The organism is Microbacterium sp. NPDC080005 (assembly GCF_040702445.1).
In the GTDB taxonomy this organism is placed as follows: Bacteria; Actinomycetota; Actinomycetes; order Actinomycetales; family Microbacteriaceae; genus Microbacterium; species Microbacterium oleivorans_D.
On sequence record NZ_JBFBLD010000001.1, the window covers coordinates 922,281 to 947,847 of the forward strand.

The window sequence follows — 25,567 nt, forward strand, 5'->3', positions numbered from 1 at the left end:
TCGATGCGGGAGCGACGCCCTCCCACGCGTTTGCCAGCACCGTTCGCTAGGCTGGAATGTCGAATGATCGGCCGCGCACCCCGATGCCGGCTGGAGGAGGGCGACGGTTCGTGAGATTCGTGTGGGCGATCATCGCCTTCGTACTTGCCACGCTGATGATCGGTGCAGGCGTCGCCCAGCGCACGATCCTCGAGGCGCCCGCGACGGAGACGACGACGATCACCACGGATGCCGACGCTCCCTTCGTCCTCATCGACGGCGCTGTCCTCGCGAGCCGCGCGGGCGCGCAGACGCTCCGGGTCGACGGCGACGGACCGGTCTTCGCCGCCTACGCCAGGACGCAAGACGTCACGGCGTGGCTGGCCCCCACCGAGTACGTCCACGTGACGCTCGGCGCGGAGGGGCAGGCGGTCTCCGAGGACGTGGCGGCGACCGCGCCCGTCGAGGCCGGCTCGCCGACGGCAGCTCCCGCCGGCTCCGATCTCTGGCTGGACGAGTTCGAGCAGGACGGCTCCCTCGCCACGACGCTTCGTCTGCCGGATGACATGAGCGTGCTGGTCGCCTCCGACGGGACGTCAGCCGCTCCCGCGGCGATGAGCATCACCTGGCCCACCGGGGTCACGACGCCGTGGGCGGGACCGCTCTTGGCGGGCGGCATCCTCATGGCGGTCGTCGGCCTCGTGCTGTACGTCCTCGCTCTGCGTCACGTTCGTCGCTCCCGGGGTCCGCGGCGGAAGGGCCTTCCGATCACGGCCACGCAGCCGATCGACCTGTCGGTCGAGGAAGCGGACAAGGGCGTGATCGCCGCAGCCCCGGCCCGTCGCCGTCTCGGACGCGGTCGGCGGTCCCTGGTGGCGATCTCCGCGCTCCTGGTCGGAGGGATCGCCCTGACCGGATGCTCGCCGGACGCGTGGCCGGACCTTCAGCCCGACGCGACCCCGTCGCCCACGGCATCCGTCATCGTCCCGGAAGGGCAGGGCGCACCCGCGGTCACGAAGACGCAGGCCGAGCGGATCCTCGGCAGGATCGCCGAGCAGGTCGCCGCCGCGGATGAGGCGAAGGACCCGAAGGCGGCGGCGGAACGCCTCACGGGGCCGGCGCTTGTGGAGCGGGAGACCAACTACCGGCTTCGCACCGAGCTCCCCGACGCGGACGCGCTGCCGGCCATCCCGGCCGGGAAGATGACGGCGCTCCTGCCGCAGGCGAAGAACGATTGGCCGCGCATGTTCATGGCGGTCGTCGAGGACGCGGACGGCGTCGCCACGGTGGTGACCGCGACGCAGAGCGACCCGTGGGCCGAGTACAAGGTCGCCTACATCTCCAGCCTCCGCGCCGACGCCACGATGAACCTCGCCGCGGAGTACGTGGGCGCCGTCGCCGTCGAGCCCAATTCGCCCTTCCTCCTCATGCCCCCCGAGAATCTGGCCGCCGCTTACGCGGACGTCCTGGACAAGGGGGACAAGAGCGAGTACGCCGCCCTGTTCGACAAGGAGACGGACACGTTCCGTTCTCTCGTCGCCGAGAACCGCGCGGCGGTGCTCAAGAAGTTCAACGAGACGGGCGAGGAGACCGGCCGGGTGTCGTTCCTCGCCGAACCGGGCGACTCGGAGCCGTTGTCGCTCGTGACCCTCGACAGCGGCGCCATCGTCGCCGTCACTGTGACGGAGAACGAGACCGCCGTACCGACCAACGACGACGCCGTCATCAAACTGGGGGAGAACGTCGTTGTGAAGGCCCTGTCCGGCGTCTCGCAATCGAGCACCGGGTTCCAGACCCGCTACACCGATCAGCTGTACTTCTTCGTCCCCGCTCAAGGGTCCAACGACAAGATCCAGCTGCTCGCATCCCGTTCCAACGTCCTCGACGCCAAGGTGGTTGAAAAAGAGTGAGCACCCCCGCACCCGGAGCCGTCCTGCGCGGCGCCGTCGACCTCTCGTCCCTCCGCAACCGGCCGACCGCCCCGCCCGACGCAGGCGCACCCGCGGCCGGACAGCCCCCCGCATCCCGTCTGGTCTTCGACGTCACGGATGCTGATTTCGGACAGGTCCTCGAACTCTCTCGGACCGTTCCCGTTGTCGTCGACCTGTGGGCGGAGTGGTGCGGTCCCTGCAAGCAGCTGAGCCCGATCCTCGAGAAGCTCGTCGACGAGCTCGGCGGACGCCTCGTGCTCGCCAAGGTGGACGTGGACGCGAACCCGCAACTGGCTCAGAGCTTCCGCGCGCAGTCCATCCCGCTCGTCGTCGCGCTCGTCGCCGGGCAGCCCGTCCAGCTCTTCACGGGGGCGGTGCCCGAGGCTCAGGTTCGCGAGGTCTTCACGCAGCTGCTCCAGTTGGCCGCACAGCACGGTGTGACCGGTACGGTGCCCGTCGAGGGCGCCGAGACGGACGGCGAGGCGTCGGCTCCGGCCCTCCCGCCGCTGCACCAGGCTGCTTTCGACGCCATCGAAGCGGGCGATTACGACGCCGCCGCGCGTGCGTACGAGCAGGCGCTGAGCGAGAACCCCCGCGACGAGGACGCGAAGGCGGGCCTCGCGCAGGTGCACCTGCTCTCGCGTGTGCAGCACCTCGACCTCGCCGCGGCCCGGGCCGCGGCCGCGGCCGGTCCGCGGGACGTCGACGCACAGTTCGCCGTCGCCGATCTGGACCTTGCCGGAGGCCACGTCGACGACGCATTCGGCCGCCTGCTCGACCTCTTCGCGGCGCTTCCGTCGGAGGAGCGCGCCCCCGTCCGGGAACGACTCCTGGAGCTCTTCGGCGTCGTCGGGGACGCCGACCCGCGGGTCATCCGCGCCCGCGGCCGGCTCGCCAGCCTGCTGTTCTGACGCCCTTCCGGGTCCGGGCCGCAGCCCGGACCCGGAACGTCAGTCGCCGTGACGGTGGCGGAGCCAGAGCACGCCGAGCGGCGGCAGCACGAGGGTGGCGGTGCCGTCGGCATCCGTCGTCACCCCGCCGAAGTTGCCGACACCGGACCCGCCGAACTCCTGCGCGTCGCTGTTGAGGATCTCCGCCCAGGCACCCGCCTCGGGCAGTGTCACCCGCACGTCGTGACGGGGAGCCCCCGCGAAGTTGCACAGGACGACGACGGTGCCGCCGTCGTGGTCGCGCCGTGCGAAGCCCAGGACGCTGCTGTCGGGCGTGTGCGGCCACACGCGGGAGAAGGCCGCCCCGTCACTGTCGCGCGACCACAGGGGGGCCTCGTCCCGATACGTGTAATTGAGCGCGGCGACGAAGTGCTGCAACTGCTGGTGAGCGGGCTGGTCCAGCATCCACCAGTCGAGGCCGCGACCCTCGGACCACTCCGACATCTGACCGAACTCCTGCCCCATGAACAGGAGCTGCTTGCCCGGGTGCCCCCACATGTACGCGAGGAACGCACGCATGTTGGCGAGCTGCTGCCAGTGATCGCCCGGCATCCGGGTGAACAGCGACCCCTTGCCGTGCACGACCTCGTCGTGGCTGATCGGCAGGACGAAGTTCTCACTGAACGCGTAGACGAACGAGAACGAGAGCTCGCCCTCGTGGTGCGACCGGTACAGCGGGTCGCGGCCCATGTAGACCAGGGAGTCGTTCATCCACCCCATGTTCCATTTGAACCCGAAGCCGAGCCCGCCTTGACTGGTCGGAGCGGTCACACCGGGGAAGCTCGTCGACTCCTCGGCGATCATCGCGATGCCGGGATGCCGCTTGTACGCGGTCGCGTTCACCTCCTGCAGGAAGCGGATCGCCTCCAGGTTCTCGCGGCCGCCGTGGATGTTGGGCTCCCACTGCCCCTCTTCGCGGGAGTAGTCCAGATAGAGCATCGAGGCCACGGCGTCGACCCGCAGACCGTCGACGTGGAATTCCTCGAACCAGTAGAGGGCGTTCGCGACGAGGAAGTTCCGGACCTCGTTGCGGCCGTAGTCGAAGATGTAGGTGCCCCAGTCGCGGTGCTCGCCGCGGCGGGGGTCCGGGTGCTCGTACAGCGGAGCCCCGTCGAACCGGGCCAGGGCGAACTCGTCCTTGGGGAAGTGCCCAGGGACCCAGTCCATGATGACGCCGATGCCGGCCTGGTGGAGGCGGTCGATGAGGTAGCGCAGGTCGTCGGGGGTGCCGAACCGGCTCGTCGGGGCGTAGTAGCCCGTGACCTGGTAGCCCCAGGACCCGCCGAAGGGGTGCTCGGCCAGGGGCAGGAACTCGACATGCGTGAAGCCCTGCGCTCCGACGTACTCGACGAGCTCGTCGGCGGCCTCGCGATAGCCGAGACCGGGACGCCATGATCCCAGGTGCAGCTCGTACGTCGTCATCGGCTTGTCATGCACGGAGCCCGACGCGCGGGCGGCGATCCACTCATCGTCGGACCACGTGTACTCGCTGTCGGTGACGACGGACGCTGTCGCCGGCGGCACTTCGGCACGACGCGCCATCGGGTCCGCCTTCATGACCCAGTGCCCCGCAGCCGTGAGGATCTCGAACTTGTAGGCCGAGCCCACACCGATGCCCGGAACGAAGAGTTCCCAGACGCCGCTGGAACCGAGCGAGCGCATCGCGTGCTGCGTCCCGTCCCAGCCGTTCAGATCCCCGACGACGCGGACGGCCCGGGCGTTGGGAGCCCACACGGCGAACGAGACGCCGCTGACGGCGTCGTAGTGGCGCACATGCGCGCCCAGGACCGTCCACAACTGCTCGTGACGACCTTCGCGGATGAGGTGCAGATCCACCTCGCCGAGTGTCGGCAGGTGACGGTAGGGGTCGTCGACGCGGTAGTCGGGGGCGCCTTCGTAGGTGGCGACGATGTCGTAGGCGGTCGGCTGCGCCGCAGCGGATCCCTCCCATACGCCCGCGTGGAGGTGCTCGAGCTCGACGCGCGTGCCGTCGGCGAGGACAGCGGTCACGGTCTGCGCGAAGGGGCGGCGTGCCCGGATCGCCCAGTGGTCGCCCTCGGCGTGCGGGCCGAGAATGTCGTGCGGCGCATGGTAGGCGCCGGCACCCACGGCATCCAGGATCGAGTCAGCGGGACGGGTCATGAGCGTGCCTTCACGTGGAGGATGTGGACGGGTTCGGCGAACGCGTCGAGTCGGACGTAGTTGTGTTCGTTCCACGTCCAGTGCGCCCCGGTGATGAGGTCCTCGACGTCGTAGTCGTGCCCGCGGGGCAGACCCCAGATCTGCGAGTCCACGTGGACGGTGGTCTCGCGCGTCGAGTGCGGGTCGACGTTCGCGACCACGATGATCGTGTCGGATGCGCCGGAGGCGGACAGCGCACCCGGGAGGTGCTTCACGTACGCGAGGATCGCGTCGTCGTCGGTGCCCTGCAGGTGCAGTCCACGCAGCTGACGAAGCGCGGGGTGGGCCCGGCGGATCTCGTTCAGTCGCCGCAGGTAGGGCGCCAGCGAATCGCCCGCGGCCTCTGCCGCGGTCCAGTCGCGGAACTTGTACTCGTACTTCTCGTTGTCGATGTTCTCCTCGGAGCCGGGGCGGGCGACGTTCTCGTAGAGCTCATAGCCCGCGTAGACCCCGTAGTTCGCCCCCGCTGTCGCCGCGAGAGCGGCGCGGATGCGGTACGCCGGGCGACCTCCGAACTGCAGGTACTCGGTGAGGATGTCGGGGGTGTTCACGAAGAGGTTCGGCCGCATGAAGTCGGCCGTCTCATCCGAGATGGACGCGAAGAACTCCTCGAGCTCGGTCTTCGTGTTGCGCCAGGTGAAGTAGGAGTAGCTCTGTTGGAAGCCGCTTTGCGCGAGCGCTCGCATCGGAATCGGGCGGGTGAAGGCCTCCGCCAGGAAGACCACGTCCGGGTGCTCCGCGTTCACTGTGCGGATGAGCCACTCCCAGAACTGCAGCGGTTTCGTGTGCGGGTTGTCGACGCGGAAGATGCGCACACCCTGACGGAGCCAGCGCTGCACGATGCGCAGCACCTCCGCTCGAATGCCCACCGGGTCGTTGTCGAAGTTGATGGGATAGATGTCCTGGTACTTCTTCGGCGGGTTCTCCGCGAACGCGATCGACCCGTCGGGGAGGGTCGTGAACCACTCCGGGTGCTCGGTCACCCACGGGTGGTCGGGTGCGGCCTGAAGGGCGAGATCCAAGGCGATCTCGAGCCCGAGCCTGTTCGCGGCGTCCACGAACGCGCGGAAGTCCTCGAGCGTGCCGAGGTCGGGGTGGACGGTGTCGTGCCCGCCGTCGGCGGAACCGATGGCCCAGGGGGAGCCGGGCTCGCCCGGGCCCGCCTCGAGCGTGTTGTTCGGACCCTTGCGGTTGACCTCGCCGATCGGATGGATCGGCGGGAGGTAGACGACGTCGAACCCCATGTCGGCGACAGCCGGCAGCCTGTCGATCGCGGTGCGGAAGGTGCCGCTCCGCACGCCCCCGTCCGGGAGACGGACGGCACCCTCGGAACGCGGGAAGAACTCGTACCAGGCTCCGACGCCGGCACGTTCGCGCTCGACGAGCAGCGTGTTCTCCTCGTGCAGGGTGTGCAGGGACGTCGCCGGACGATCGGCGAAGGCACGGGCCAGTCCTGGATCGCGGACGACGATCAGTGCGGCGGCGTCGTCCACCGCGTCATCCCGCAGCGCCTGTGCAGCTGTCGTCAGCGCAGTGCGCTCGTCCGCAGGACGCGTCTTCTCGGCGGCGGCCCGCTCGAACAGTCGGGCGCCAATCTCGCGCATCAGGATCGGATCGACGCCGGCTGCGATCTTCAGCTCTGCGGCGTGCCGCCAGGTCGCGTAGTCGTCACCGAAGGTCTCGAAGCGGAACTTCCACGTGCCCTGCTCGAGGGGAGCGACCACGACACGCCACGTGTCGAACCCGTCGTCCAGGGGTGTCAACCGGTGGAGGGTGACGGCTCCCGACGGTGCGGTCAACCGCAGATGCACGCCGATGCGATCGTGCCCCTCGCGGAAGGCGGCGACCGTGAAGGGCACGGCTTCGCCCACGAAGGCGGTCGGGGCGAATCGCCCGCCGGGCACGCTCGGTCGATGGGAGGCGATCGGGATGCGGCCGTTCCGGATGCCGGCGTCCTTCCTGGACGCCTTCACCGGCCGGACCGGGATCTCTGCGGAGCTGCGGACGGAAGCGGGGGAGATCTGTGTGGCCACGTTCCGAACCTACCGGTGGCGGACGAGGGTCGAAACGGCCTGGATCACTCGGCCCGGAACAGGTACATTGACGGCCCCGTCGCCGTGAACCCGTCGCCGGGGGAGAGCGGGACGGTATCACTCTGCGGTCGCTCGTCGACGCTGGACCACAGCGGGACGAACCGGGTGACCCCCTCGAGCGACGGCAGGGTGATGTCCAGGTCGCTCTCACGGCCGTGGACGACCAGCAGGGTCCGGTTGGCCGCCTCGTTCTCCGGGGTCGAGCGGGCGTCGTACTGCAGTGTCCGGTGGGAAGGGTCGGTCCATTGCTCGACCGACATCGTGTGCCCGCCCTCGTCGTACCAGTCGATGACGGACGCCCCGGGGACCGTCTTCTCCGCGTGCGCGAATCGGACCGGTCGCAGCGCCGGGTTCTCGCGGCGGATGCGGGTGAGCACCTCGACGTGGGCACGGAGGTCCTCCTGCCAGGGCTGCAGCGACCAGTCGTACCAGGTGAGAGCCGAGTCGTGGCAGTACGCGTTGTTGTTGCCGTTCTGCGTGCGTCCCGTCTCGTCGCCGGCCGTCAGCATCGGGACACCCGCGGACAGCAGAAGGGTGCCGAGGAGGTTGCGCATGGCTCTCCGGCGCGCGGCGAGGACGCCCTCGTCGTCGGTGGGTCCCTCGAACCCGTGATTGAACGACCGATTGGTGTCGGCGCCGTCGCGCCCGTGCTCGCCGTTGGCGTCGTTGCGCTTCGAGTCGTACGACACCAGGTCGTGGAGTGTGAAGCCGTCGTGCGCCGTGACGAAGTTGACGCTCGCGAGGGGACCACGTTCCGAGCTGAAGGTGTTCGCCGAGCCGGCCAGTCGGGTCGCGAATCCGCCGATGCCGACGGGGGTGATGTCCGCGCGTCGGGAGTAGTCGATGTCGCTCAGCCAGAAATTGCGCACACGATCCCGGTAGCGGTCGTTCCACTCGCTCCACCCGGGCCCGAATCCGCCCGTCTGCCATCCGCCCATGCCCACGTCCCAGGGCTCGGCGATCATCTTGACGCCCTCGAGCGCCGGGTCCTCGATGATCGCCTGCAGGAGCGGATGCTCCGGCGTGAAGGTGTGCGCACGGTCCCGACCGAGGACGGGCGCCAGGTCGAACCGGAAGCCGTCGATCTGCACGTCGTTCGCCCAATAGCGCAGCGAATCCAGGACGAGTCGGGCCGCAGCATCCGTCGAGGTGTCGAGCGAGTTGCCGCAGCCGGTCACGTCGATGTAGGTGCCGTCCTGCGCCTGCCGGTAGTACGAGCGGTTGTCGAGGCCGCGGAAGCTCGACCGCGGCTCACCGAGACCCTGTTCCGAGGTGTGATTGAAGACGACGTCGAGGATGACCTCGATGCCGGCCGCGTGCAGCAGCTTCACCATCCCCTTGAGTTCGCGCAGGACGGAGGTCGGCCCCTCGGCCTGCGCCGTGGCCGTCGCGTACGCCGCGTGCGGCGCAAAGAAGCCGACCGAGTTGTAGCCCCAGTAGTTCGTCAAGCCCAGCTGCAGCAGGCGGGGCTCGCTCGCGAACGCATGGATGGGAAGCAGCTCGATCGCCGTGACTCCCAGGCTCCGGTAGTGCTCGATCATCGCCGGGTGCGCCACGCCCGCATACGTGCCGTGCAGCGCTGCGGGGACGCCCGGATGCCGCTTCGTCAGTCCTCTGACGTGCGCCTCGTACACGACGGTGCGATCGAGCGGGGTCGCCGGCTTGCGCACGTCCCCCCAGTCGAAGCACTCGTCGACCACGACCGAACGCCATGAATGGATGCCGGGGGAGGACAGCCCGCGCGCGTAGGGGTCGATGAGGAGCGTGGCCGGGTTGAAGGTCATCCCGGGTCCGTGCGGCCCGTCGACCCGCACGCTGTAGGTCACCCCCACCCGCAACGCGGGCGTCGTCGCCTCCCACACGCCCCCGCCCACGGCGGTCAGCGGAACGGTGTCGACGATCCAGTCGGGGTCGTCGTCGTCGAAGACGACGAGCTCGAGTTCCGTCGCGTGCTCCGACCAGACACGGAGCGTCCCGCCGCCGTCGTGCAGGCGCACGCCGAGGTCGTCGTACACGTCCGAGAGCAGCCCCGCGGTGGGGGTGTCGGACGCCGCGGTCGTCGGGCCGGCCGGAGCGGAGGTCATGCGTCCTACAGTAGTAACCAGGCGATGTAGGTCAGCGGCAGGCGGAGGGTGATGGCGGTCTATCTCGACCACGCGGCATCCACTCCGTTGCGGCCCGAGGCGCGCGACGCTTGGCTCGCTGCCTCCGAGGTCACCGGGAACGCGTCGTCGGTGCACGGCGCGGGCCAGGCGGCCAGACGGGTGCTCGAAGACGCGCGCGAACGGATCGCGGCCGTGCTCGGGTGCGACCCGATCGAGGTGGTGCTGACCTCGGGTGGCACGGAGTCGGTGAACCTCGCGCTCAAGGGGTCCTGGTGGGCGCGCGACCCGGAGCGGGCTGCGGTCGTCCTGCCCGACGGGGAGCATCACGCGACCCTCGACACGGTCGCGTGGCTGGCCTCTGCCCAGGGCGCAGAGGTGCGACCCGTGCCGATCGACGAGAGCGCGGCGATCGACGTCGCAGCGTTCGAGGCGGCACTGCCCGGCGCAGCCCTCGCGACGGCCCTCGTCGCGAACAACGAGGTCGGGACCGTATCGGACGTCACCGCCCTGAGCGCATCCGCCGCGGCCGCGGATGTCCCCCTGCATCTGGACGCGGTGGGCGCGATCGCCCATGTCGCGCTCGACTTCGCCACGCTGCGCGGGCCAGGTGCGGGCCGCGGCGGACTCATCGCGCTGAGTGTGGCGGGACACAAGGTCGGCGCACCGGTCGGTACCGGCGCCCTCGTGGTCTCCCGTCACGCCCGCATGGGCGCGGTCCTCCATGGCGGAGGGCAGCAGCGGGGACTCCGTTCGGGGACGCCGGACGTCGCGGGTGCCGCCGCCCTCGCCGTCGCGCTGGAACTGACCGCCGCGGAGCGGGATGCCGAGACGGTGCGACTGCATCTGCTGTCCGAACGTCTGCGGGCCGGTGTCCACGCCGTCGCGCCTCAGGTGCGTCTGCTCGGCTCGCCCGATCGGCGGCTGCCGGGTCACCTGCACCTCCTGTTCCCCGACGCGCTCGGCGAGACGCTCCTCTTCCTGCTCGACTCCGCCGGCGTGCAGGTCTCCACCGGATCGGCGTGTCAGGCGGGGGTCGCCGAGCCGAGCCACGTCGTGCTCGCCCTCGGCCGCACCGACCGGGAAGCGCGTTCGGTCCTGCGGGTCACCCTGGGGCGTCCCACGACGGACGCGGACGTCGATGCCTTCATCGCGGCACTCCCTGAGGCGTACCGTCGGGCGGCGGCATCCAGCGCCCGCGCGGCAGCACGCTCGTAGACTGGAACGATGCGCGTACTTGCAGCCATGAGCGGTGGGGTGGACTCGGCCGTCGCCGCGGCTCGCGCCGTCGAGGCGGGGCACGACGTCGTCGGCGTCCACCTCGCTCTCTCGCGCGCCGGTGGCACGCTGCGCACCGGGAGCCGAGGCTGCTGCACGATCGAAGACGCGCTCGACGCCCGACGGGCGGCGGACCTGCTCGGCATCCCCTTCTACGTCTGGGACTTCTCGGAGCGCTTCCGCGACGACGTCATCGACGACTTCGTCAGCGAGTACCGGGCGGGTCGCACACCCAACCCGTGCATGCGCTGCAACGAGAAGATCAAGTTCGCAGCGCTCCTCGAACGCGCCCTGGAGCTCGGCTTCGACGCCGTCTGCACCGGCCATTACGCGACTCTCGTCGACGGGCCGGACGGCCGCGAGCTTCACCGCGCGTCGGACGAGGCGAAGGATCAGTCGTATGTGCTCGGCGTGCTCACGGCCGAGCAACTCGCGCACACCTACTTCCCGCTCGGGACCACGCCGTCCAAGGCGGTCGTGCGTGCCGAGGCGGCGGAGCGCGGGCTGACCGTCGCGCAGAAGCCCGACAGCCACGACATCTGCTTCATTCCCGACGGCGACACCCGCGGATGGCTCGCCGAGAAGGTCGGTGCCGAACAGGGCGACGTCGTGGACCGCGACGGCACGATCGTCGGACGTCACGAAGGTGCCCACGCGTTCACCGTCGGTCAGCGTCGGGGGCTGCAGCTCGGCATCCCTGCTGCGGACGGCAAGCCGAGGTTCGTCCTCGAGGTGCGGCCCGTCTCCAACACCGTCGTGGTGGGTCCCAAGGAGGCCCTCGCGACGGCCGAGATCTCGGGAGAGCGTCACAGCTGGGCCGGACGCCCGCCCGCAGAGGGCGCATTCGCCTGCGACGTGCAGATCCGCGCCCACGCCGAACCCGTCCCCGCCCGCGCGACCGTCGCGGACGGCTCGATCACCGTCGTCCCCGACGCACCGTTCGATGGCGTCGCGCCCGGTCAGACGGCGGTGCTGTACGACCGGACCCGGGTCATCGGGCAGTTCACGATCGCGCGGACCGTCTCGGCCGTCCCGCAGACCGTCTGAGTCGTCGCTCGCGTTCGACCCCGTCGAGCGCGGCGCGCAGATCCGTGTGCGCGAACCGGAATCCGGCGTCGAGCAGCCTGGCCGGTGCGACCCACCGGCTCTTGAGGATCAGTTCCGGCTCGGTCCGGAGCACCCACATCGCGATCTCGAGCATCCAACGCGCCGACGGAAGGCCCACCGGCATCCCGACCACGTGGCGCAGGGTGCGCATGAGGCGGCGGTTGTCGGATGCCTCCGGCACCGCCACGTTCACGACCCCGGCGATGTCCTCCCGTTCGATGAGGAAGCGGACCGCGCTCAGCACGTCGTCGATGTGGACCCAGCTGAAACGTTGCCAACCTCGGGTGCGATACCAGGGAGGCCGTCCGCCTGTGGGTTCGTCGCCGATTCCCCGGTACCGGCGGTGGGGCGGCACCCACCCGTCGTGCTGCGCGCCGCCGAGCCCGGTGCGGGCGAGCGTCAGCAGCAGGCGGGTGGCGGGTCCGTCGCCGACGACGATCGCCAGACGCAGCGCGACCCGCCGGGTGTGCGGCAGGTCTCCCGCGAAGAACACGCGCTCCCAGGACCGCGCCACGTCGACGGAGAAGCCCTGCCCGAGCGCGCCGTCCGACTCGGTGTTCGGACGGTCCATCGCGTGACGGTAGATCGTCGCGGTCGAGGCGTTGATCCAGAGCCGCGGCGGGGTGGATGCTGCGGTCACCGCTTCCCGCAGTGCGCGCGTGGTGTCGACGCGCGAACGGAGGATCTCGTCGCGATTGCGGTCGGTGTACCGGCAGTCGACCGACTTTCCCGCGAGGTTCACGAGCAGGTCCGCACCGTCGACCGCGCGTGCGAGCGAGCCGGGGTCGTCCCAGCCGACAGGGGCGGTGCGTCCGACCGTGACGACGTCGTACCCGTCGCCCGCCAGTGCGGAGACCAGGGCCTGGCCGATGAACCCGCCGGCACCGGCGACGACGGCACGGGGGCGGGGCATGCCTCGACGCTACCGGACAGCGGCCCGGGTAGATTGCCGAGATGACCTCCGGCGAGCGGGATGCTGCCCTCTCCGTCTACGAGCGTGTCCTCGGGGCCGAGGTGGAGACCCTCCCTCCGGTACTGCGCCGGTACTTCGGTGCGATCCTCGACGGCCACGTCGGCGTGGGCGAGGGGGTCTACTCGGTGGTGGGGTCGCGCTATCGTCGCGTCGCCGGTGCCCTGCTGCGCTGGTCCGCGCGGCACGATGTGCTCTTCCCCGAAGGCGGCCGCGACGTGCCGTTCGTGGTCGAGAACCGGATCGGCCCCGACGGTTCGCTCGAAGGGACCCGGTGGTTCGGATTCCCGCGTGTGACGCGGGTCATGCGGGACACGATGCGGGCGGACAGGGGCGCGATCGTCGAGCGGCTGGGCCGACGCGGTGGTCTCGAGGTCAGGCTGTCGGCGAGTGCGACACCGCGGGGCATGGTGCTGCGCTCGCGGCGACTGGCCTGGTGGGTCCGCGGCATCCGGGTCCCGCTCCCTCCGCTCGCCGGGGTCGAGGTCCGCGAGTCGGACGCCGGGGGAGGCCGGCAGGGGGTGGATGTCCGGCTCCGGATGCCGCTGGTGGGCGAGGTGTTCCGCTACTCCGGGACGTTCGCCTACCGCATCGTGCGCGAGAGCGACAGCGGCCCGGCGGTGTCGCCGGGCCTCCCTACACTGTCGATGTGGCTGACGCAGAACTCCCCGAACTGACGCTCGATGAGGCCCGCGAAGAGGCGGCTCGCCTGACCGAGAAGATCCTCGGTGCGCGTGAGGCGTACTACGGCGGCGACGTGGGCCTCGTCGACGATGCGACCTACGACGAGTGGATGCACCGTCTCGAGGCCCTCGAGCGCGCGCACCCGGAGCTGCAGGGGCAGGACTCGCCGACGCAGACGGTGGGTGCCGCCGAATCGTCGATGTTCGCGCCGGTGGAGCACGCCGAGCGGATGCTGAGCCTCGACAACGTCTTCTCTCCCGAGGAACTGCGCGAGTGGTGCGCCAAAGCCGAGGCGGCGGCGGGGCGGAAGGTGCGGTGGCTGACGGAGCTCAAGATCGACGGGCTCGCCATCTCGCTCCGGTACGAGAACGGTGTGCTGACCTCCGCTGCGACCCGCGGCGACGGTCGGATCGGCGAGGACGTCACCGTCAACGCGGTGCGCGTCTCCGGCATCCCCGAGCGACTGTCGGGGGAGGGACATCCGGCTCTCGTCGAGGTGCGTGGCGAGGTGTTCATCCCGGTCGCCGCCTTCGAGGAGCTCAACGCTCTGCAGGCGCGGCTGCGGGACCGGGTGGTGGAGGACGCCGCCTCCCGGCCGCGCTACGACGAGGAGAAGGCGCAGAAGAGCGCGGCCCGTCGGTTCCCGGCGTTCGCCAACCCCCGCAACGCGGCCAGCGGCGGTCTGCGTCAGCAGCTCGATAAGAAGTCCGGGCTCGAACTCGAAGCCGGCGAGGCGCGGTTGTCGTCGCTGCGGATGTACGTGCACGGCATCGGTGCGTGGCCCGATCCGCCGGTGGCGGCGCAGAGCGAGGTCTACGGCCTTCTGGCCGAGTGGGGGCTGCCTGTCAGCCCTTACCCCCGGACGTTCGACGACATCGACGGTGTCCTCGCCTTCGTCGCCGAGTATGGCGAGAAGCGTCACTCCGTCGCGCACGAACTCGACGGCATCGTCGTGAAGGTCGACGAGCTGTCGCTCCACGACGAGCTGGGCGCGACGAGCCGTGCGCCGCGCTGGGCCATCGCCTACAAGTACCCGCCCGAGGAGGTGCAGACCCGCCTTCTCGACATCATCGTCTCGGTCGGTCGGACCGGCCGGGCGACGCCGTACGCCCAGATGCAGCCGGCGCTCGTCGCGGGCAGCGTCGTGCGCCAGGCGACCCTGCACAACCAGGAGGTCGTCAAAGCCAAGGGCGTGCTGATCGGGGACATGATCGTGCTCCGGAAGGCGGGAGACGTCATCCCCGAGGTGCTAGGGCCGGTCGCCGAACTCCGCGACGGGAGCGAGCGCGCATTCGTCATGCCGACCGCGTGCCCGGAGTGCGGGTCGACCCTCGCCCCCGCCAAGGAGGGCGACATCGACCTGCGCTGCCCCAACACGCGCGGCTGTCCCGCCCAGGTGAGGGGCCGCGTCGAGCACATCGGCTCGCGTGGCGCGCTCGACATCGAGGCGCTGGGCGAGGTCACGGCGGCGGCACTGACGCAGCCGCTGGCACCGCAACAGCCTGCGCTCGACACCGAAGCCGGGCTCTTCGAGCTGACGGTCGACCGGCTTGTTCCCATCGAGGTGATCGTCCGCGACGCCGAGACGGGAGAGCCGCGCGTCGACGAGAGCACCGGAGAGGTCGTCCGTCGCGCGCCGTTCCGCCGAAACCCCTCGGCCGCCGAGAAGAAGGAGGGTCTCACCGGACCGCAGCCGTCGGCGCAGGCGCTCACCCTCATCGACGAGCTCGAGAAGGCCAAGACGAAGGACCTCTGGCGCTTCCTCGTCGCGTTGAACATCCGGCACGTCGGTCCGGTGGCCGCCCGCGCACTCGCACAGTACTTCGGCTCTCTCGATGCGATCCGTGCCGCGTCGCGGGAGGAGCTCGCCGCCGTGGACGGTGTCGGCGGCATCATCGCCGACGCCCTCACCGACTGGTTCTCCCTCGACTGGCACGTCGAGATCGTGGACCGCTGGACGGCCGCGGGGGCGCGGCTGTCGACCCCCGGGCATCCCGGTCCCGGCGCCGCCGCGGCGGCGGGCGGTGTGCTCGAGGGCGTCACGGTCGTCGCGACGGGATCCCTCGAGGGCTACACCCGCGAGGGCGCGCAGGAGGCGATCATGCAGGCCGGCGGCAAGGCGGCGTCGAGCGTCTCCAAGAAGACGGACTTCGTCGCTGCCGGACCCGGTGCCGGGTCGAAGCTCGCGAAGGCGGAAGCCCTGGGCATCCGGATCATCGACGCCGCCCAGTTCCACGTCCTCGTCACCGAGGGACCCGCCGCGCTGGGCGAGGCGCCGGCGGCGGAGTGAGGCTCAGGCGCCCTTCGCGAGCAGCGCGTCGCGCACCTGCCGACGCAACACTTTGCCGATGAGCGAGCGAGGGAGCTCATCCACGGTCTCGATCCGCTTCGGGACCTTGTAGGGGGTCAGCCGCGTGCGGGCGAAGGCGCGGACGTCGTCGACGTCGATCTCGCTGACGCCGGGGGCGGGGATCACCACGGCGACGACCTGCTCGCCGCTGTGTGCATCGGGCAGCCCGACCACCGCGGCATCCGCCACCAGAGGGTGCTGCCGGAGGGTGGCCTCCACCTCGGAGGGCGAGACGTTGAATCCGCCGGTGACGATCAGCTCCTTGAGGCGGTCGACGACCCGGAAGAATCCGTCGGCGTCGCGTTCGACGATGTCGCCGGTGTGGAACCATCCGTCGACGAGCACCTTCTCGGTCTCCTCCGGCTTGCCGTAGTACCCCGAGAACACCTGGGGTCCGCGCACGGCCAGCTCGCCCGGCTCGCCGTCGGCGAGGATGCGGGACGGGTTCTCCGGGTCGACGACTCGTGCGTCCGTTCCAGGGATGGGGATGCCGATGGTCCCCGCCTTCCGGTTGTCGGCCGGTGGGTTGACCATCAGCACGGGGGAGCACTCGCTCAGCCCGTAACCCTCGATGAGATACCCGCCGGTCGCCTCCTCGAACGGTTCGACCAGCGCAGGGGAGAGGGCCATCGCGCCGGACACGCCGATGCGGATGCCGCGGATCGACGCCCCGCGTTCGCGGGCCCGTGCCAGCAGGCGCTCGGCGATCGGGGGGACGAGGGGCAGGACCGTGGGCGGGTGCTTCTTGATCGCGTCGATCACCATGTCGGCGTCGAACTTCGGGAACAGCACGAGACGCGCTCCCATGGACATCGCGAAGGTGAGGCACAGGGTGAGCCCGTACGCGTGGAACATCGGCAGGACGGCGTAGAAGACGCATCCGTCGCCCCGCTGCACCGCGGGGATGAACGCCTGGCTCTGCCGGGCGTTGGCCAGCAGGTTGCGGTGGCTCAGCATCGCGCCCTTCGGTGTGCCCGTCGTGCCCGAGGTGTACTGCAGGACCGCGAGGTCGTCAGTCTGCGGACCGGGGTGGGATGCCGGGAGTGCCGGCGTCCCCACGAGGTCGTCCCACGACAGCGCACCGCGGGCGGGCGACGTCAGGGCCGCGCGTGCTTCTCGCGCCTTCTTCACCGGAAGCCGCAGTGCGAGCCGCGTGTGCAGCGGCAGCGCTCGGGTGACGTCCACCGCGATGAGGGCGTCGACCCGGAGGTCTGCCGGAAAGCCCTGCACGGTGGGCGCGACCTTGTCCCACACGATCGCGTGGCGGGCGCCGTGGTCCTGGAACTGAGTCCGCAGCTCCCGCGGTGTGTACAGGGGATTGTGCTCCACGACGACCGCGCCCAGGCGCAGGACGGCGTAGAACGCGACGATGTGCTGCGGGCAGTTGGGCAGCACGATCGCGACGCGGTCGCCCTTCTTCACGCCCAGGTCGCGCAACCCCGCGGCGGCCCGGTTCACGGCGTCGTGCAGCGCGGCGTAGGTCGTCTCGCGCCCGAAGAACTGCAACGCCGGGGCATCCGGGTAATCGCGGGCGGACTCGTCCAGCAGGTCCATCAACGATCCGTCGATCGGGGACAGGTCGAGAGGGACGCCCTCAGCGTACGAGGAGAGCCACGGGCGATCGGCGGAGAGCGAATCGGTCACGTCCCCAGCCTAGGGTGCGGGCTCGGGAGGGCGAGCGGCCCGAACTAGACTGTCCGGGTGTCTGAAATCACCCCCGATCTCGTGCGCCATCTCGGCGTGCTCGCCCGGATCCAGCTGAGCGACGAGGAGGTGGAGCGTCTCACCGGTCAGCTCGATGCGATCGTCGACAACATCGCCAAGGTGTCCGAGGTCGCGACTCCCGAGGTCGCCGCGACGAGCCACCCGATCCCCCTCCGCAACGTGTTCCGCCCCGACGTGCCCGGCGACATGCTGACCGTCGACGAGGTGCTCCAGAACGCACCGGATGCCGCCGACGGCCGCTTCCGCGTGACCGCGATCCTGGGGGAGGAGCAGTGAGCGACATCCTCAAGCTGACCGCCGCCGATCTCGCCGCCCAGCTGCGCGCGGGTGAGCTCTCGAGCGTCGAGGCCACACAGGCCCATCTCGACCGGATCGCCGCCGTCGACGGCGACGTGCACGCCTTCCTCCACGTCTCCGACCACGCGATCGAGGTCGCCCAGGACATCGATCGTCGCCGCGCCGCCGGCGAGGAGCTCGGCGAACTCGCCGGCGTGCCACTGGCCATCAAGGACGTCCTCGTGACGACCGACATGCCGTCCACGAGCGGGTCGAAGATCCTCGAGGGCTACATGTCGCCGTACGACGCCACCGTCGTCGCGCGTTCCCGCGCCGCGGGTCTCGTCCCGCTCGGCAAGGCGAACATGGACGAGTTCGCGATGGGGTCGTCCACCGAACACTCCGCGTATGGTCCCACGCGCAATCCGTGGGATCTCGATCGCATCCCCGGCGGCTCCGGCGGCGGGTCGGCGGCGGCTGTGGCGGCCTTCGAGGCGCCGCTCGCCCTCGGTTCCGACACCGGCGGATCGATCCGCCAGCCCGCGCACGTGACGGGCACCGTCGGCATGAAGCCCACGTACGGCGGGGTCAGCCGCTACGGCGCCATCGCCCTGGCCTCGAGCCTCGACCAGGTCGGCCCCGTGTCGCGGACCGTCCTCGACTCGGCGCTCCTGCACGACGTCATCGGCGGGCACGACCCGCACGACGCGACGTCTCTGACCGACGCGTGGCCGTCCTTCGCCGCCGCCGCGCGCGAAGGGGCGACCGGCGAGGTCCTCAAGGGCCTCAAGGTCGGCGTCATCCGCGAGCTCGACGACAGCGGATTCCAGGCCGGTGTCTCGGAGTCGTTCCGGGCGTCGCTCGCGGCGATGGAGGCAGCCGGCGCCGAGATCGTCGAGGTGAGCGCACCGCACTTCGAGTACGGTGTCGCCGCCTATTACCTGATCCTCCCGGCCGAGGCATCGAGCAACCTGGCGAAGTTCGACTCGGTCCGCTTCGGCATGCGCGTGAACGTCCCCGGCGGCACCGTCGAGGACGTCATGGCCGCGACCCGCGACGCCGGCTTCGGCGACGAGGTCAAGCGTCGTGTCATCCTCGGCACCTACGCGCTGTCCGCGGGCTACTACGACGCCTATTACGGCAGTGCGCAGAAGGTCCGCACCCTCATCCAGCGCGACTTCGACCAGGCGTTCGCACAGGTCGATGTCATCGCGACGCCGTCCGCCCCGACGACGGCGTTCCGGCTCGGCGAGCAGCTCGACGATCCGCTGCAGATGTACCTCAACGACGTGACGACGATCCCGGTGAACCTCGCCGGCGTCCCCGGGATCTCGATCCCCTCGGGTCTCGCGGCCGAGGACGGACTTCCGGTCGGCATCCAGTTCGTCGCCCCGGCGCGCGAGGACGCTCGTCTCTACCGCGTCGGCGCGGCACTGGAAGCCCTGCTCATCGACAGCTGGGGCGGTCCGATCCTCGACCGCGCCCCGATCCTCGGAGGTGCCCGCTGATGGCCAAGGATGCGCTGATGGACTTCGACGAGGCACTCGAGCTGTTCGAGCCCGTTCTCGGCTTCGAGGTCCACGTCGAGCTCAACACCGAGACGAAGATGTTCTCGCCCGCCGGCAACCCGGCCAACGAGGCGAACCACGACGCGGCGCCGAACACGCTGGTCGCGCCCGTCGACATGGGTCTCCCCGGGTCGCTGCCCGTCGTCAACGAGACGGCCGTGCGGTACTCGATCAGTCTGGGCCTCGCCCTCGGCTGCTCGATCGCCCCCTCGTCGCGTTTCGCGCGGAAGAACTACTTCTACCCGGACCTCGGCAAGAACTATCAGATCTCGCAGTACGACGAGCCCATCGCCTTCGAGGGCAGCGTCGAGATCGAGCTGGAGGGCGGCGACGTCGTCCAGATCCCGATCGAGCGCGCTCACATGGAGGAGGATGCCGGCAAGCTCACACACATGGGCGGGTCGACCGGTCGCATCCAGGGCGCCGAGTACTCCCTCGTCGACTACAACCGCGCCGGCGTGCCGCTCGTCGAGATCGTCACGAAGCCGATCTTCGGTGCGGAGCACCGCGCGCCCGAGGTCGCGAAGGCCTACGTCGCGGCGATCCGCGACATCGTGCGCTCGCTCGGCATCTCGGAGGCCCGCATGGAACGCGGCAACCTCCGCTGCGATGCGAACGTGTCGCTGCGGCCGCGCGGGCAGGAGAAGCTCGGCACGCGCACCGAGACGAAGAACGTCAACTCGATGCGCTCGGTCGAGCGTGCGGTGCGGTACGAGATCCAGCGTCAGGCCGCGATCCTTGCCGCCGGCGGCACCATCACGCAGGAGACGCGTCACTGGCACGAGGACACCGGCCGCACGTCGCCCGGCCGTCCGAAGTCGGATGCCGACGACTACCGCTACTTTCCCGAGCCCGATCTCCTGCCGGTCGAGCCGTCCACCGAGCTGATCGAGGAGCTGCGCGCTGCTCTTCCTGAACCGCCTTCGGTGTACCGTCGGCGGCTGAAGACGGAGTGGGGTTTCACCGACCTCGAGTTCCAGGACGTCGCCAACGGCGGCCTGCTCGCCGAGGTGGAGGCGACGATCGCCGCCGGCGCCTCACCGTCATCCGCCCGCAAGTGGTGGACGGGTGAGATCACCCGCGTCGCGAACGCACAGGGCGCCGAGCCCGCCGCTCTCGTGTCGCCGGAGTCGGTGGCCGAGCTCCAGAAGCTGGTGGATGCCGGCACGCTCACCGACAAGCTCGCGCGCCAGGTTCTCGAGGGTGTCATCGCGGGGGAGGGGACCCCGCAGGAGGTCGTCGACGCCCGCGGGCTCGCGGTCGTGTCGGACGACGGCGCGTTGATCGCCGCGATCGACGAGGCCCTCGCCGCCCAGCCCGACGTCCTCGCGAAGATCCAGGACGGCAAGGTCCAGGCCGCCGGTGCCGTGATCGGCGCCGTCATGAAGGCGATGAAGGGCCAGGCGGATGCCGCACGCGTCCGGGAACTGATCCTGGAGCGCGCCGGCCAGGCCTGAGCCCGGTCCGATGATGCCGCCGCACCGACGTCCGATCAGGGCGCGGTGTCGGCGGCATCGTCGACAATGGAGGTATGGGACGCGGTGACGGGACGGGACGCGTCGTCTCGCAGGACGACGCGGACGACACCGGTACCCGCATCCTCCACGTCGACATGGACGCGTTCTACGCGTCCGTCGAGGTCCTCTACGACCCGTCGCTGGCTGGGAAGCCGCTCATCGTCGGCGGGATGGAGGGGCGCGGCGTCGTCTCGAGCGCGTCCTATGAGGCGCGGCGGTTCGGTGTGCGGTCCGCGATGTCGGTCGGAAGGGCGCTGCAGCTGTGTCCCCAGGCGATCGTCGTCGTCCCCCGGTTCGAGCGCTACTCCGAACTCTCGAAGAAGGTCATGTCGATCTTCCGCGACATCACGCCGCTGGTCGAACCGCTGTCGATCGACGAGGCGTTCCTCGACGTCAGCGGCGCGCGGCGGCTGTGGGGGAGCCCGGGGGAGATCGCCCGGATGGTGCGCCGTCGGGTCCTCGAGGAGACCGGGCTCACCTGCAGTGTCGGCGTCGCCGCGACGAAGCACGTCGCCAAGATCGCTTCCACGGTCTCGAAGCCCGACGGCCTCCTCATCGTCAGCGAACCCGACACCCAGGCGTTCCTCGCCGCACGGCCGGTGGGAGCGCTGTGGGGCGTCGGACCCAAGGCGGTAGAGGCCCTCGAGGCCCGCGGCATCCGTATGGTGTCGGACATCCTGCACAGCCCTCGGAGCGTCCTCGACCGGGCGCTCGGCCGGGCGATGGGAGCACGGGTGTTCCAGCTGGCTCGAGGCATCGATCCGCGATCCGTTCAGACCGAGCACACGGAGAAGAGTGTCGGGCACGAGGAGACCTTCCTCGAGGACGTGTCCGACGTCGCCACCCTCCGCAGCGAGTTCCGGCGCCTCGCCGACCGGGTCGCGTCCCGTCTGCGAGCCGGTGGCTGGGAGGCCCGGACGATCGCGGTCAAGGTGCGCTTTTCCGACTTCACGACATTGTCGCGGTCGGTCAGCGTGCCCGAGCCGACCAACGTCGGACAGCGGATCGGCGACGTCGCGCTCGATCTCTTCTCGAAGATCGACCTCGTGCAACCGGTCCGACTCATCGGTGTGCGGGGAGAGCGGCTCACCGGCGACGGTTTCGGGGGCCTCGCGCTGTGGGACGACGACGCGGAGTGGCGGCGGGTGGATGCCGCGCTCGACGACGCACGATCGCGCTTCGGACGCGGGGCGGTGACACGGGCGAGCACCCTCGGTCCGAGACGCGACGTCAACGCCCTGCCCACGAACCCGCGCCCGCCTCGGGAGCAGTGATCGACCGGACGCAAGCCCCTGTGCGGCGACGCACGAACGGCTAGCGTAGACGCATGGCGAACGTCCCCCTCGAACTCGGCAAGCAGTTCGCGTCCCTCGGCGTGACGACTGTCTACGGCGAGCAGCAGGACGTCGACGGCATCCGGCTCATCCCCGTCGCGCTCACCTGGTCGGGCTTCGGCGCCGGGGAGGACCCCAACGGGGGAGGCGGGGGAGGCGGCGGAGCCGCGATCCCCGTCGGCGCGTACATCCGCAAGGGCGACGACCTGCGCTTCGAGCCGAACCTCGTCTCGCTGCTCGCGGTCGGGATCCCCTTCGTGTGGGTCGCCGGGCGCGCGCTCAGCCGCGTCATTCGTGCCCTCACGCGCTGACACGGAGCTCACCGCCGCGATGGCGGCGGGGATCGACCGGGTGGCCGACGCGGTGCGCAGAGTCGGCCGTGTCCCGAGCATCGTCCTCATCGACGGCCGCTCGGGCGCCGGGAAGTCGACGTTCGCCGACGCGCTGGCGACGCGGCTCGTCGACGCGGCGATCGTGCGGCTCGACGACGTGTACCCGGGATGGGACGGTCTCCACGCGGGAGCAGAGACGGTGCGGGAGCGCATCCTGCGCCCGCTCCGTGAGGGCGGAACCGCCCGGTGGCCGCTGTGGGACTGGACGGCCGATCGGCCGTCGGGGCGGGAGGCTGTCGTGCCCGACGCATCGATCGTGATCGTCGAAGGCGCCGGGGTGCTCACGCCGGAGTCGGCGGGGCTGGCCGAGGTCACGGTGTGGCTGAATGCGCCGGATGCCGCACGGAAGGCACGCGCGCTCGGACGGGACGGCGACACCTACCGCCCGCATTGGGGTCGATGGGCTGCTCAGGAGGACGCACACCTGCACGAGCATCGACCGACCGAGATCGCACAGATCGTGGTGACGCTGCCGTGACGGGCTCTCAGCCGTCGAGCACGCGGACGAGCAGGTCGAGCCGATACCCGACCCACTCGTAGACACCGAAGCGGGGGTCGTCCTCCTCGCCCTGATCCTCCTCCGTGACACCGAGGCGTTCGGCGAGGACGAGCCGCAGCGCGGCGAGGGTGCGAAGCCAGGCTCCGGCGACCTCAGCGGTCAGCTCCACGACGAGGGCGTCCTCGGCGTGCGCGCGGTCGAGCTCCGCAGGATCGAGGTCGCGCCCGCCACGGCGCAGTGAGGCTCGGACCACACCGGCATCCGTGAGGCGGCGTTCCAGCAGATCGTCCTGGGTGAGCCGGCGGAACTCCGCCGCGGCGTCGTCGTCATCGCGGTACGCATCCGGGAGGAGGCGTCGGAGCGCAGGATCGCCGCTGTCGCGGCCGGCGACGACCTCCTCGAACTGTCCGACGAGATCGGACAGGTGCGCCGCCTCGAGCAGGGTCAGTTCCAGCGTCGCGCGCGCGGCAGTCACGACCCCGCCTCACGGACCGTGGCCCAGAGTCCGTAGTCGTGCATCGCCTGGGCGTGGAGCTCCATCTGCTCCCGTGAACCCTCCGCGACGACGGCGTGCCCGTCGTGGTGAACGGCGAGCATCAATCGGTGCGCCTTCTCGCGGGAGAGGCCGAAGTACTCACGGAACACGTGCACGACGTAGCTCATGAGGTTGACGGGATCGTTCCACACGACGGTCTGCCACGGTCCGGAGGTGGATGCCCGCAGGTCCACCTGTTCGTCGAGGTCGGGGTCCGCGATGCTCATCGTCAGGCCCATCCCAGCTCGTGCAGACGCCGGTCGTCGATGCCGTAGAAGTGCGCGATCTCATGCACGAGCGTCGTGTGCACCTCATCGCGCAGCCGATCCTCGTCGTCGCACGCGTCGAGGTGCGGCTCGCGATAGACGATGATGCGATCGGGGAGATCGCCCATCCCGTACCGGTCGCGTTCGGTGAGCGCCAGACCGTCGTAGAGGCCGAGAAGATCCAGCGATCCGTCCTCGGGCCGGTCCTCGACCACGAAGACGACATTGTCGAGACCGGCCACCATCTCATCGGGCAGGGCATCGAGCTCGGACGCCACGAGGGCCTCGAAGGCCTCGGCATCCATCTCGATCATGATCGCGCCTCATGAGGGGAAAGCATGGGGTGAGTAACGGGACTCGAACCCGCGACCCCCTGGACCACAACCAGGTGCTCTACCAACTGAGCTATACCCACCATGTGCCCGTTCCCGGGCAACCACACAAGTGTATTACAGACCCGAGGCGAACGATGACACGGTCGCCGCGGCGGCGCTGCGCGCATCGTCGCTCGTCGGCCCGGGAGCGGGGACGAACACGGTCTGGCGGTAGTAGGCGAGTTCACGGATGCTCTCGCGGATGTCGGCGAGGGCACGGTGGCCGCCGTCCTTCGCCGGCGCGTTGAAGTACGCGCGCGGGTACCAGCGCCGGGCGAGTTCCTTGACGCTCGAGACATCGACGTTCCGGTAGTGCAGCCAGCGGTCGACGCGCGGCATGTATCGGGCGAGGAACATCCGGTCGGTCCCGATCGTGTTGCCGGCGAGCGGCGCCTTGCCCTCGGGAACGAAACGCTGGATGTACTCCAGGACCTGAAACTCCGCGTCCGCCAGGCTGACGCCGTTCGGGATCTCGGTGAGGAGCCCCGAGCTCTCGTGCATCTTGGTGACGAAGTCGTTCATGTGGGCCAGCGCTGAGTCGTCCGGCTTGATGACGATCTGGAATCCCGGGTCGAGGACGCGGAGGTCGAAGTCGGTGATGACGACGGCCACCTCGACGAGCTCGTCGACCGACAGGTCGAGTCCCGTCATCTCGCAGTCGATCCAGACGAGGCGGTCGTTCTCCGCAGCGGACACGTGGTCTCCTCCCACAGGAGTCGGCGTGGTCACGGCGACTCGGAGCCCCTCCAGGAGGATTCGAACCCCCGACCTGGCGGGTAGAAACCGCTCGCTCTATCCACTGAGCTATGGAGGGAAGGATGCTCGCCGTCCAGGCTACCGCTCAGACCGCGATGGCCGCGCGGCGCGCACGCAGCGCCCGCCAGCGCGCCGACATGTCGAGCGCGAGGTGCACGCCTGGTCCGATCAGCACCGCGAACAGGACCGTTCCGAGCCCGACCGTCCCTCCCAGCAGCCACCCCGTGACCAGCACGCTGCCCTCGACCGCGAACCGGCAGACCCAAATCGGCCAGCCGAGGCGGGCGTGGAGACCCGTCATGAGCCCGTCGCGGGGACCTGGTCCCAAGTCCGCACCGAGATAGATCCCGGATGCCGCGGCGATGAGCGCGATGCCGAGGAGGAAGACGACGATCCCCCAGACGTAGTCGTCGACCGCCGGGATGACCGCCAGCGCGCCCTGCATCACCGTGCCGACGATGAGGATGTTCGCGAGGGTCCCGATGCCCGGCTTCTGCCGCAGCGGGATCCATGCCAGCAGCACGATCGCTCCCGTGATGACGACGAGCCAACCGATGCCGATCCCGGTCTGCAGCGCGAGCCCTTCGGCGAGCACGGTCCACGGGTCGAGTCCGATGCCGGCTTGGACCAGGACGGCGCAGCCGATGCCGAACAGGGCGAGCCCGATCACGAGACGAAGGAGTCGGAGAGTCATGGCTCC

General features: G+C 70.2%; 22 protein-coding genes and 2 tRNA genes. 12 read left to right on the plus strand and 12 right to left on the minus strand.

What is annotated here, in order from left to right; genetic code table 11:
* Positions 1 to 110: 110 nt before the first annotated feature.
* Both AB0259_RS04460 and AB0259_RS04465 read left to right on the plus strand, forming a co-directional pair.
* Positions 111 to 1,889 carry a glycosyl transferase gene (locus tag AB0259_RS04460; protein ID WP_366220421.1) on the plus strand — a complete coding sequence of 593 codons (1,779 nt, stop codon included), beginning with the start codon at positions 111 to 113 and terminating at the stop codon, positions 1,887 to 1,889.
* Positions 1,886 to 2,821, plus strand: a complete 936-nt coding sequence (locus AB0259_RS04465; protein WP_251580996.1) for a tetratricopeptide repeat protein — start codon at positions 1,886 to 1,888, stop codon at positions 2,819 to 2,821. The genes AB0259_RS04460 and AB0259_RS04465 overlap by 4 nt, the downstream gene beginning before the upstream one ends.
* A 39-nt stretch (positions 2,822 to 2,860) precedes the next feature.
* Here the strand turns inward: AB0259_RS04465 and glgB are convergent, their stop codons facing one another.
* From glgB to glgX, 3 genes are read right to left on the minus strand one after another with little or no spacing between them, the layout of a single operon-like run.
* Entirely contained in the window at positions 2,861 to 5,002 is a 2,142-nt protein-coding gene (glgB, locus tag AB0259_RS04470) for a 1,4-alpha-glucan branching protein GlgB (RefSeq protein ID WP_366220419.1), read from the minus strand.
* On the minus strand, positions 4,999 to 7,074 hold the full coding sequence (locus AB0259_RS04475) for a maltotransferase domain-containing protein (protein ID WP_366220418.1): 2,076 nt from the start codon (positions 7,072 to 7,074) through the stop codon (positions 4,999 to 5,001). The genes glgB and AB0259_RS04475 overlap by 4 nt, the downstream gene beginning before the upstream one ends.
* A 44-nt stretch (positions 7,075 to 7,118) precedes the next feature.
* Positions 7,119 to 9,218, minus strand: coding sequence for a glycogen debranching protein GlgX (gene glgX / locus AB0259_RS04480; RefSeq protein WP_366220417.1), 2,100 nt, complete (start codon positions 9,216 to 9,218; stop codon positions 7,119 to 7,121).
* A 51-nt stretch (positions 9,219 to 9,269) separates the two neighbouring features.
* On the opposite strand from glgX, the gene AB0259_RS04485 reads away from it, so the two are divergent.
* Both AB0259_RS04485 and mnmA read left to right on the plus strand, forming a co-directional pair.
* Positions 9,270 to 10,454 (plus strand): cysteine desulfurase family protein, encoded by a 1,185-nt coding sequence (locus AB0259_RS04485; RefSeq protein ID WP_251580988.1) that lies wholly within the window; start codon positions 9,270 to 9,272, stop codon positions 10,452 to 10,454.
* Between the two features lie 9 nt (positions 10,455 to 10,463).
* A complete protein-coding gene (mnmA, locus tag AB0259_RS04490; RefSeq protein ID WP_251580986.1) occupies positions 10,464 to 11,561 on the plus strand; it encodes a tRNA 2-thiouridine(34) synthase MnmA in 1,098 nt (365 codons plus the stop codon).
* Here the strand turns inward: mnmA and AB0259_RS04495 are convergent.
* A complete protein-coding gene (locus AB0259_RS04495; protein WP_251580984.1) occupies positions 11,518 to 12,534 on the minus strand; it encodes a DUF1731 domain-containing protein in 1,017 nt (338 codons plus the stop codon). The genes mnmA and AB0259_RS04495 overlap by 44 nt on opposite strands.
* A gap of 41 nt (positions 12,535 to 12,575) precedes the next feature.
* Here AB0259_RS04495 and AB0259_RS04500 point away from each other — a divergent pair, with 41 nt between their 5' ends.
* Together AB0259_RS04500 and ligA are read left to right on the plus strand one after the other, a co-directional pair.
* Positions 12,576 to 13,268, plus strand: coding sequence for a DUF4166 domain-containing protein (locus AB0259_RS04500; RefSeq protein WP_366220414.1), 693 nt, complete (start codon positions 12,576 to 12,578; stop codon positions 13,266 to 13,268).
* Positions 13,241 to 15,565, plus strand: coding sequence for an NAD-dependent DNA ligase LigA (gene ligA, locus AB0259_RS04505; protein WP_366220413.1), 2,325 nt, complete (start codon positions 13,241 to 13,243; stop codon positions 15,563 to 15,565). Before AB0259_RS04500 ends, ligA begins: the two co-directional genes overlap by 28 nt.
* Positions 15,566 to 15,568: 3 nt before the next feature.
* Here ligA and AB0259_RS04510 read toward each other — a convergent pair whose 3' ends face one another.
* Positions 15,569 to 17,269, minus strand: a complete 1,701-nt coding sequence (locus tag AB0259_RS04510) for a long-chain-fatty-acid--CoA ligase (protein WP_366220412.1) — start codon at positions 17,267 to 17,269, stop codon at positions 15,569 to 15,571.
* Between the two features lie 57 nt (positions 17,270 to 17,326).
* Between AB0259_RS04510 and gatC the strand changes: the two genes are divergently transcribed.
* The 6 genes from gatC (at position 17,327) to AB0259_RS04540 (ending at position 22,915) form a co-directional block, all read left to right on the plus strand.
* Complete coding sequence (gene gatC / locus AB0259_RS04515) at positions 17,327 to 17,626, plus strand: Asp-tRNA(Asn)/Glu-tRNA(Gln) amidotransferase subunit GatC (protein ID WP_251580976.1); 300 nt, start codon at positions 17,327 to 17,329, stop codon at positions 17,624 to 17,626.
* Positions 17,623 to 19,134 carry an Asp-tRNA(Asn)/Glu-tRNA(Gln) amidotransferase subunit GatA gene (gene gatA, locus AB0259_RS04520; RefSeq protein WP_366220410.1) on the plus strand — a complete coding sequence of 504 codons (1,512 nt, stop codon included), beginning with the start codon at positions 17,623 to 17,625 and terminating at the stop codon, positions 19,132 to 19,134. Before gatC ends, gatA begins: the two co-directional genes overlap by 4 nt.
* Entirely contained in the window at positions 19,134 to 20,651 is a 1,518-nt protein-coding gene (gatB, locus tag AB0259_RS04525; protein ID WP_366220408.1) for an Asp-tRNA(Asn)/Glu-tRNA(Gln) amidotransferase subunit GatB, read from the plus strand. Before gatA ends, gatB begins: the two co-directional genes overlap by 1 nt.
* A gap of 74 nt (positions 20,652 to 20,725) precedes the next feature.
* Positions 20,726 to 21,985 (plus strand): DNA polymerase IV, encoded by a 1,260-nt coding sequence (gene dinB, locus AB0259_RS04530; protein WP_366220406.1) that lies wholly within the window; start codon positions 20,726 to 20,728, stop codon positions 21,983 to 21,985.
* A gap of 53 nt (positions 21,986 to 22,038) precedes the next feature.
* Entirely contained in the window at positions 22,039 to 22,356 is a 318-nt protein-coding gene (locus AB0259_RS04535) for a hypothetical protein (RefSeq protein ID WP_366220404.1), read from the plus strand.
* On the plus strand, positions 22,340 to 22,915 hold the full coding sequence (locus AB0259_RS04540) for a hypothetical protein (protein ID WP_366220402.1): 576 nt from the start codon (positions 22,340 to 22,342) through the stop codon (positions 22,913 to 22,915). The genes AB0259_RS04535 and AB0259_RS04540 overlap by 17 nt, the downstream gene beginning before the upstream one ends.
* Before the next feature lie 7 nt (positions 22,916 to 22,922).
* On the opposite strand, the gene AB0259_RS04545 is transcribed toward AB0259_RS04540, so the two are convergent.
* From AB0259_RS04545 to AB0259_RS04575, 7 genes are all read right to left on the minus strand, one after another.
* Positions 22,923 to 23,411: a DUF2017 family protein gene (locus tag AB0259_RS04545; protein ID WP_366220401.1), complete on the minus strand. Its 489-nt coding sequence runs from the start codon at positions 23,409 to 23,411 to the stop codon at positions 22,923 to 22,925.
* Positions 23,408 to 23,710: an ATP-dependent Clp protease adapter ClpS gene (clpS, locus tag AB0259_RS04550; RefSeq protein WP_366220399.1), complete on the minus strand. Its 303-nt coding sequence runs from the start codon at positions 23,708 to 23,710 to the stop codon at positions 23,408 to 23,410. Before clpS ends, AB0259_RS04545 begins: the two co-directional genes overlap by 4 nt.
* Positions 23,701 to 24,051: a metallopeptidase family protein gene (locus AB0259_RS04555; RefSeq protein WP_251580952.1), complete on the minus strand. Its 351-nt coding sequence runs from the start codon at positions 24,049 to 24,051 to the stop codon at positions 23,701 to 23,703. Before AB0259_RS04555 ends, clpS begins: the two co-directional genes overlap by 10 nt.
* Positions 24,052 to 24,076: 25 nt before the next feature.
* A tRNA-His gene (locus AB0259_RS04560) sits at positions 24,077 to 24,152 on the minus strand.
* Positions 24,153 to 24,186: 34 nt separating this feature from the next.
* Positions 24,187 to 24,807 carry an oligoribonuclease gene (orn, locus tag AB0259_RS04565; RefSeq protein ID WP_366220397.1) on the minus strand — a complete coding sequence of 207 codons (621 nt, stop codon included), beginning with the start codon at positions 24,805 to 24,807 and terminating at the stop codon, positions 24,187 to 24,189.
* 45 nt (positions 24,808 to 24,852) lie between these two features.
* A tRNA-Arg gene (locus AB0259_RS04570) sits at positions 24,853 to 24,925 on the minus strand.
* 27 nt (positions 24,926 to 24,952) lie between these two features.
* Entirely contained in the window at positions 24,953 to 25,561 is a 609-nt protein-coding gene (locus tag AB0259_RS04575; RefSeq protein ID WP_366220395.1) for a hypothetical protein, read from the minus strand.
* Between the last annotated feature and the right edge of the window lie 6 nt (positions 25,562 to 25,567).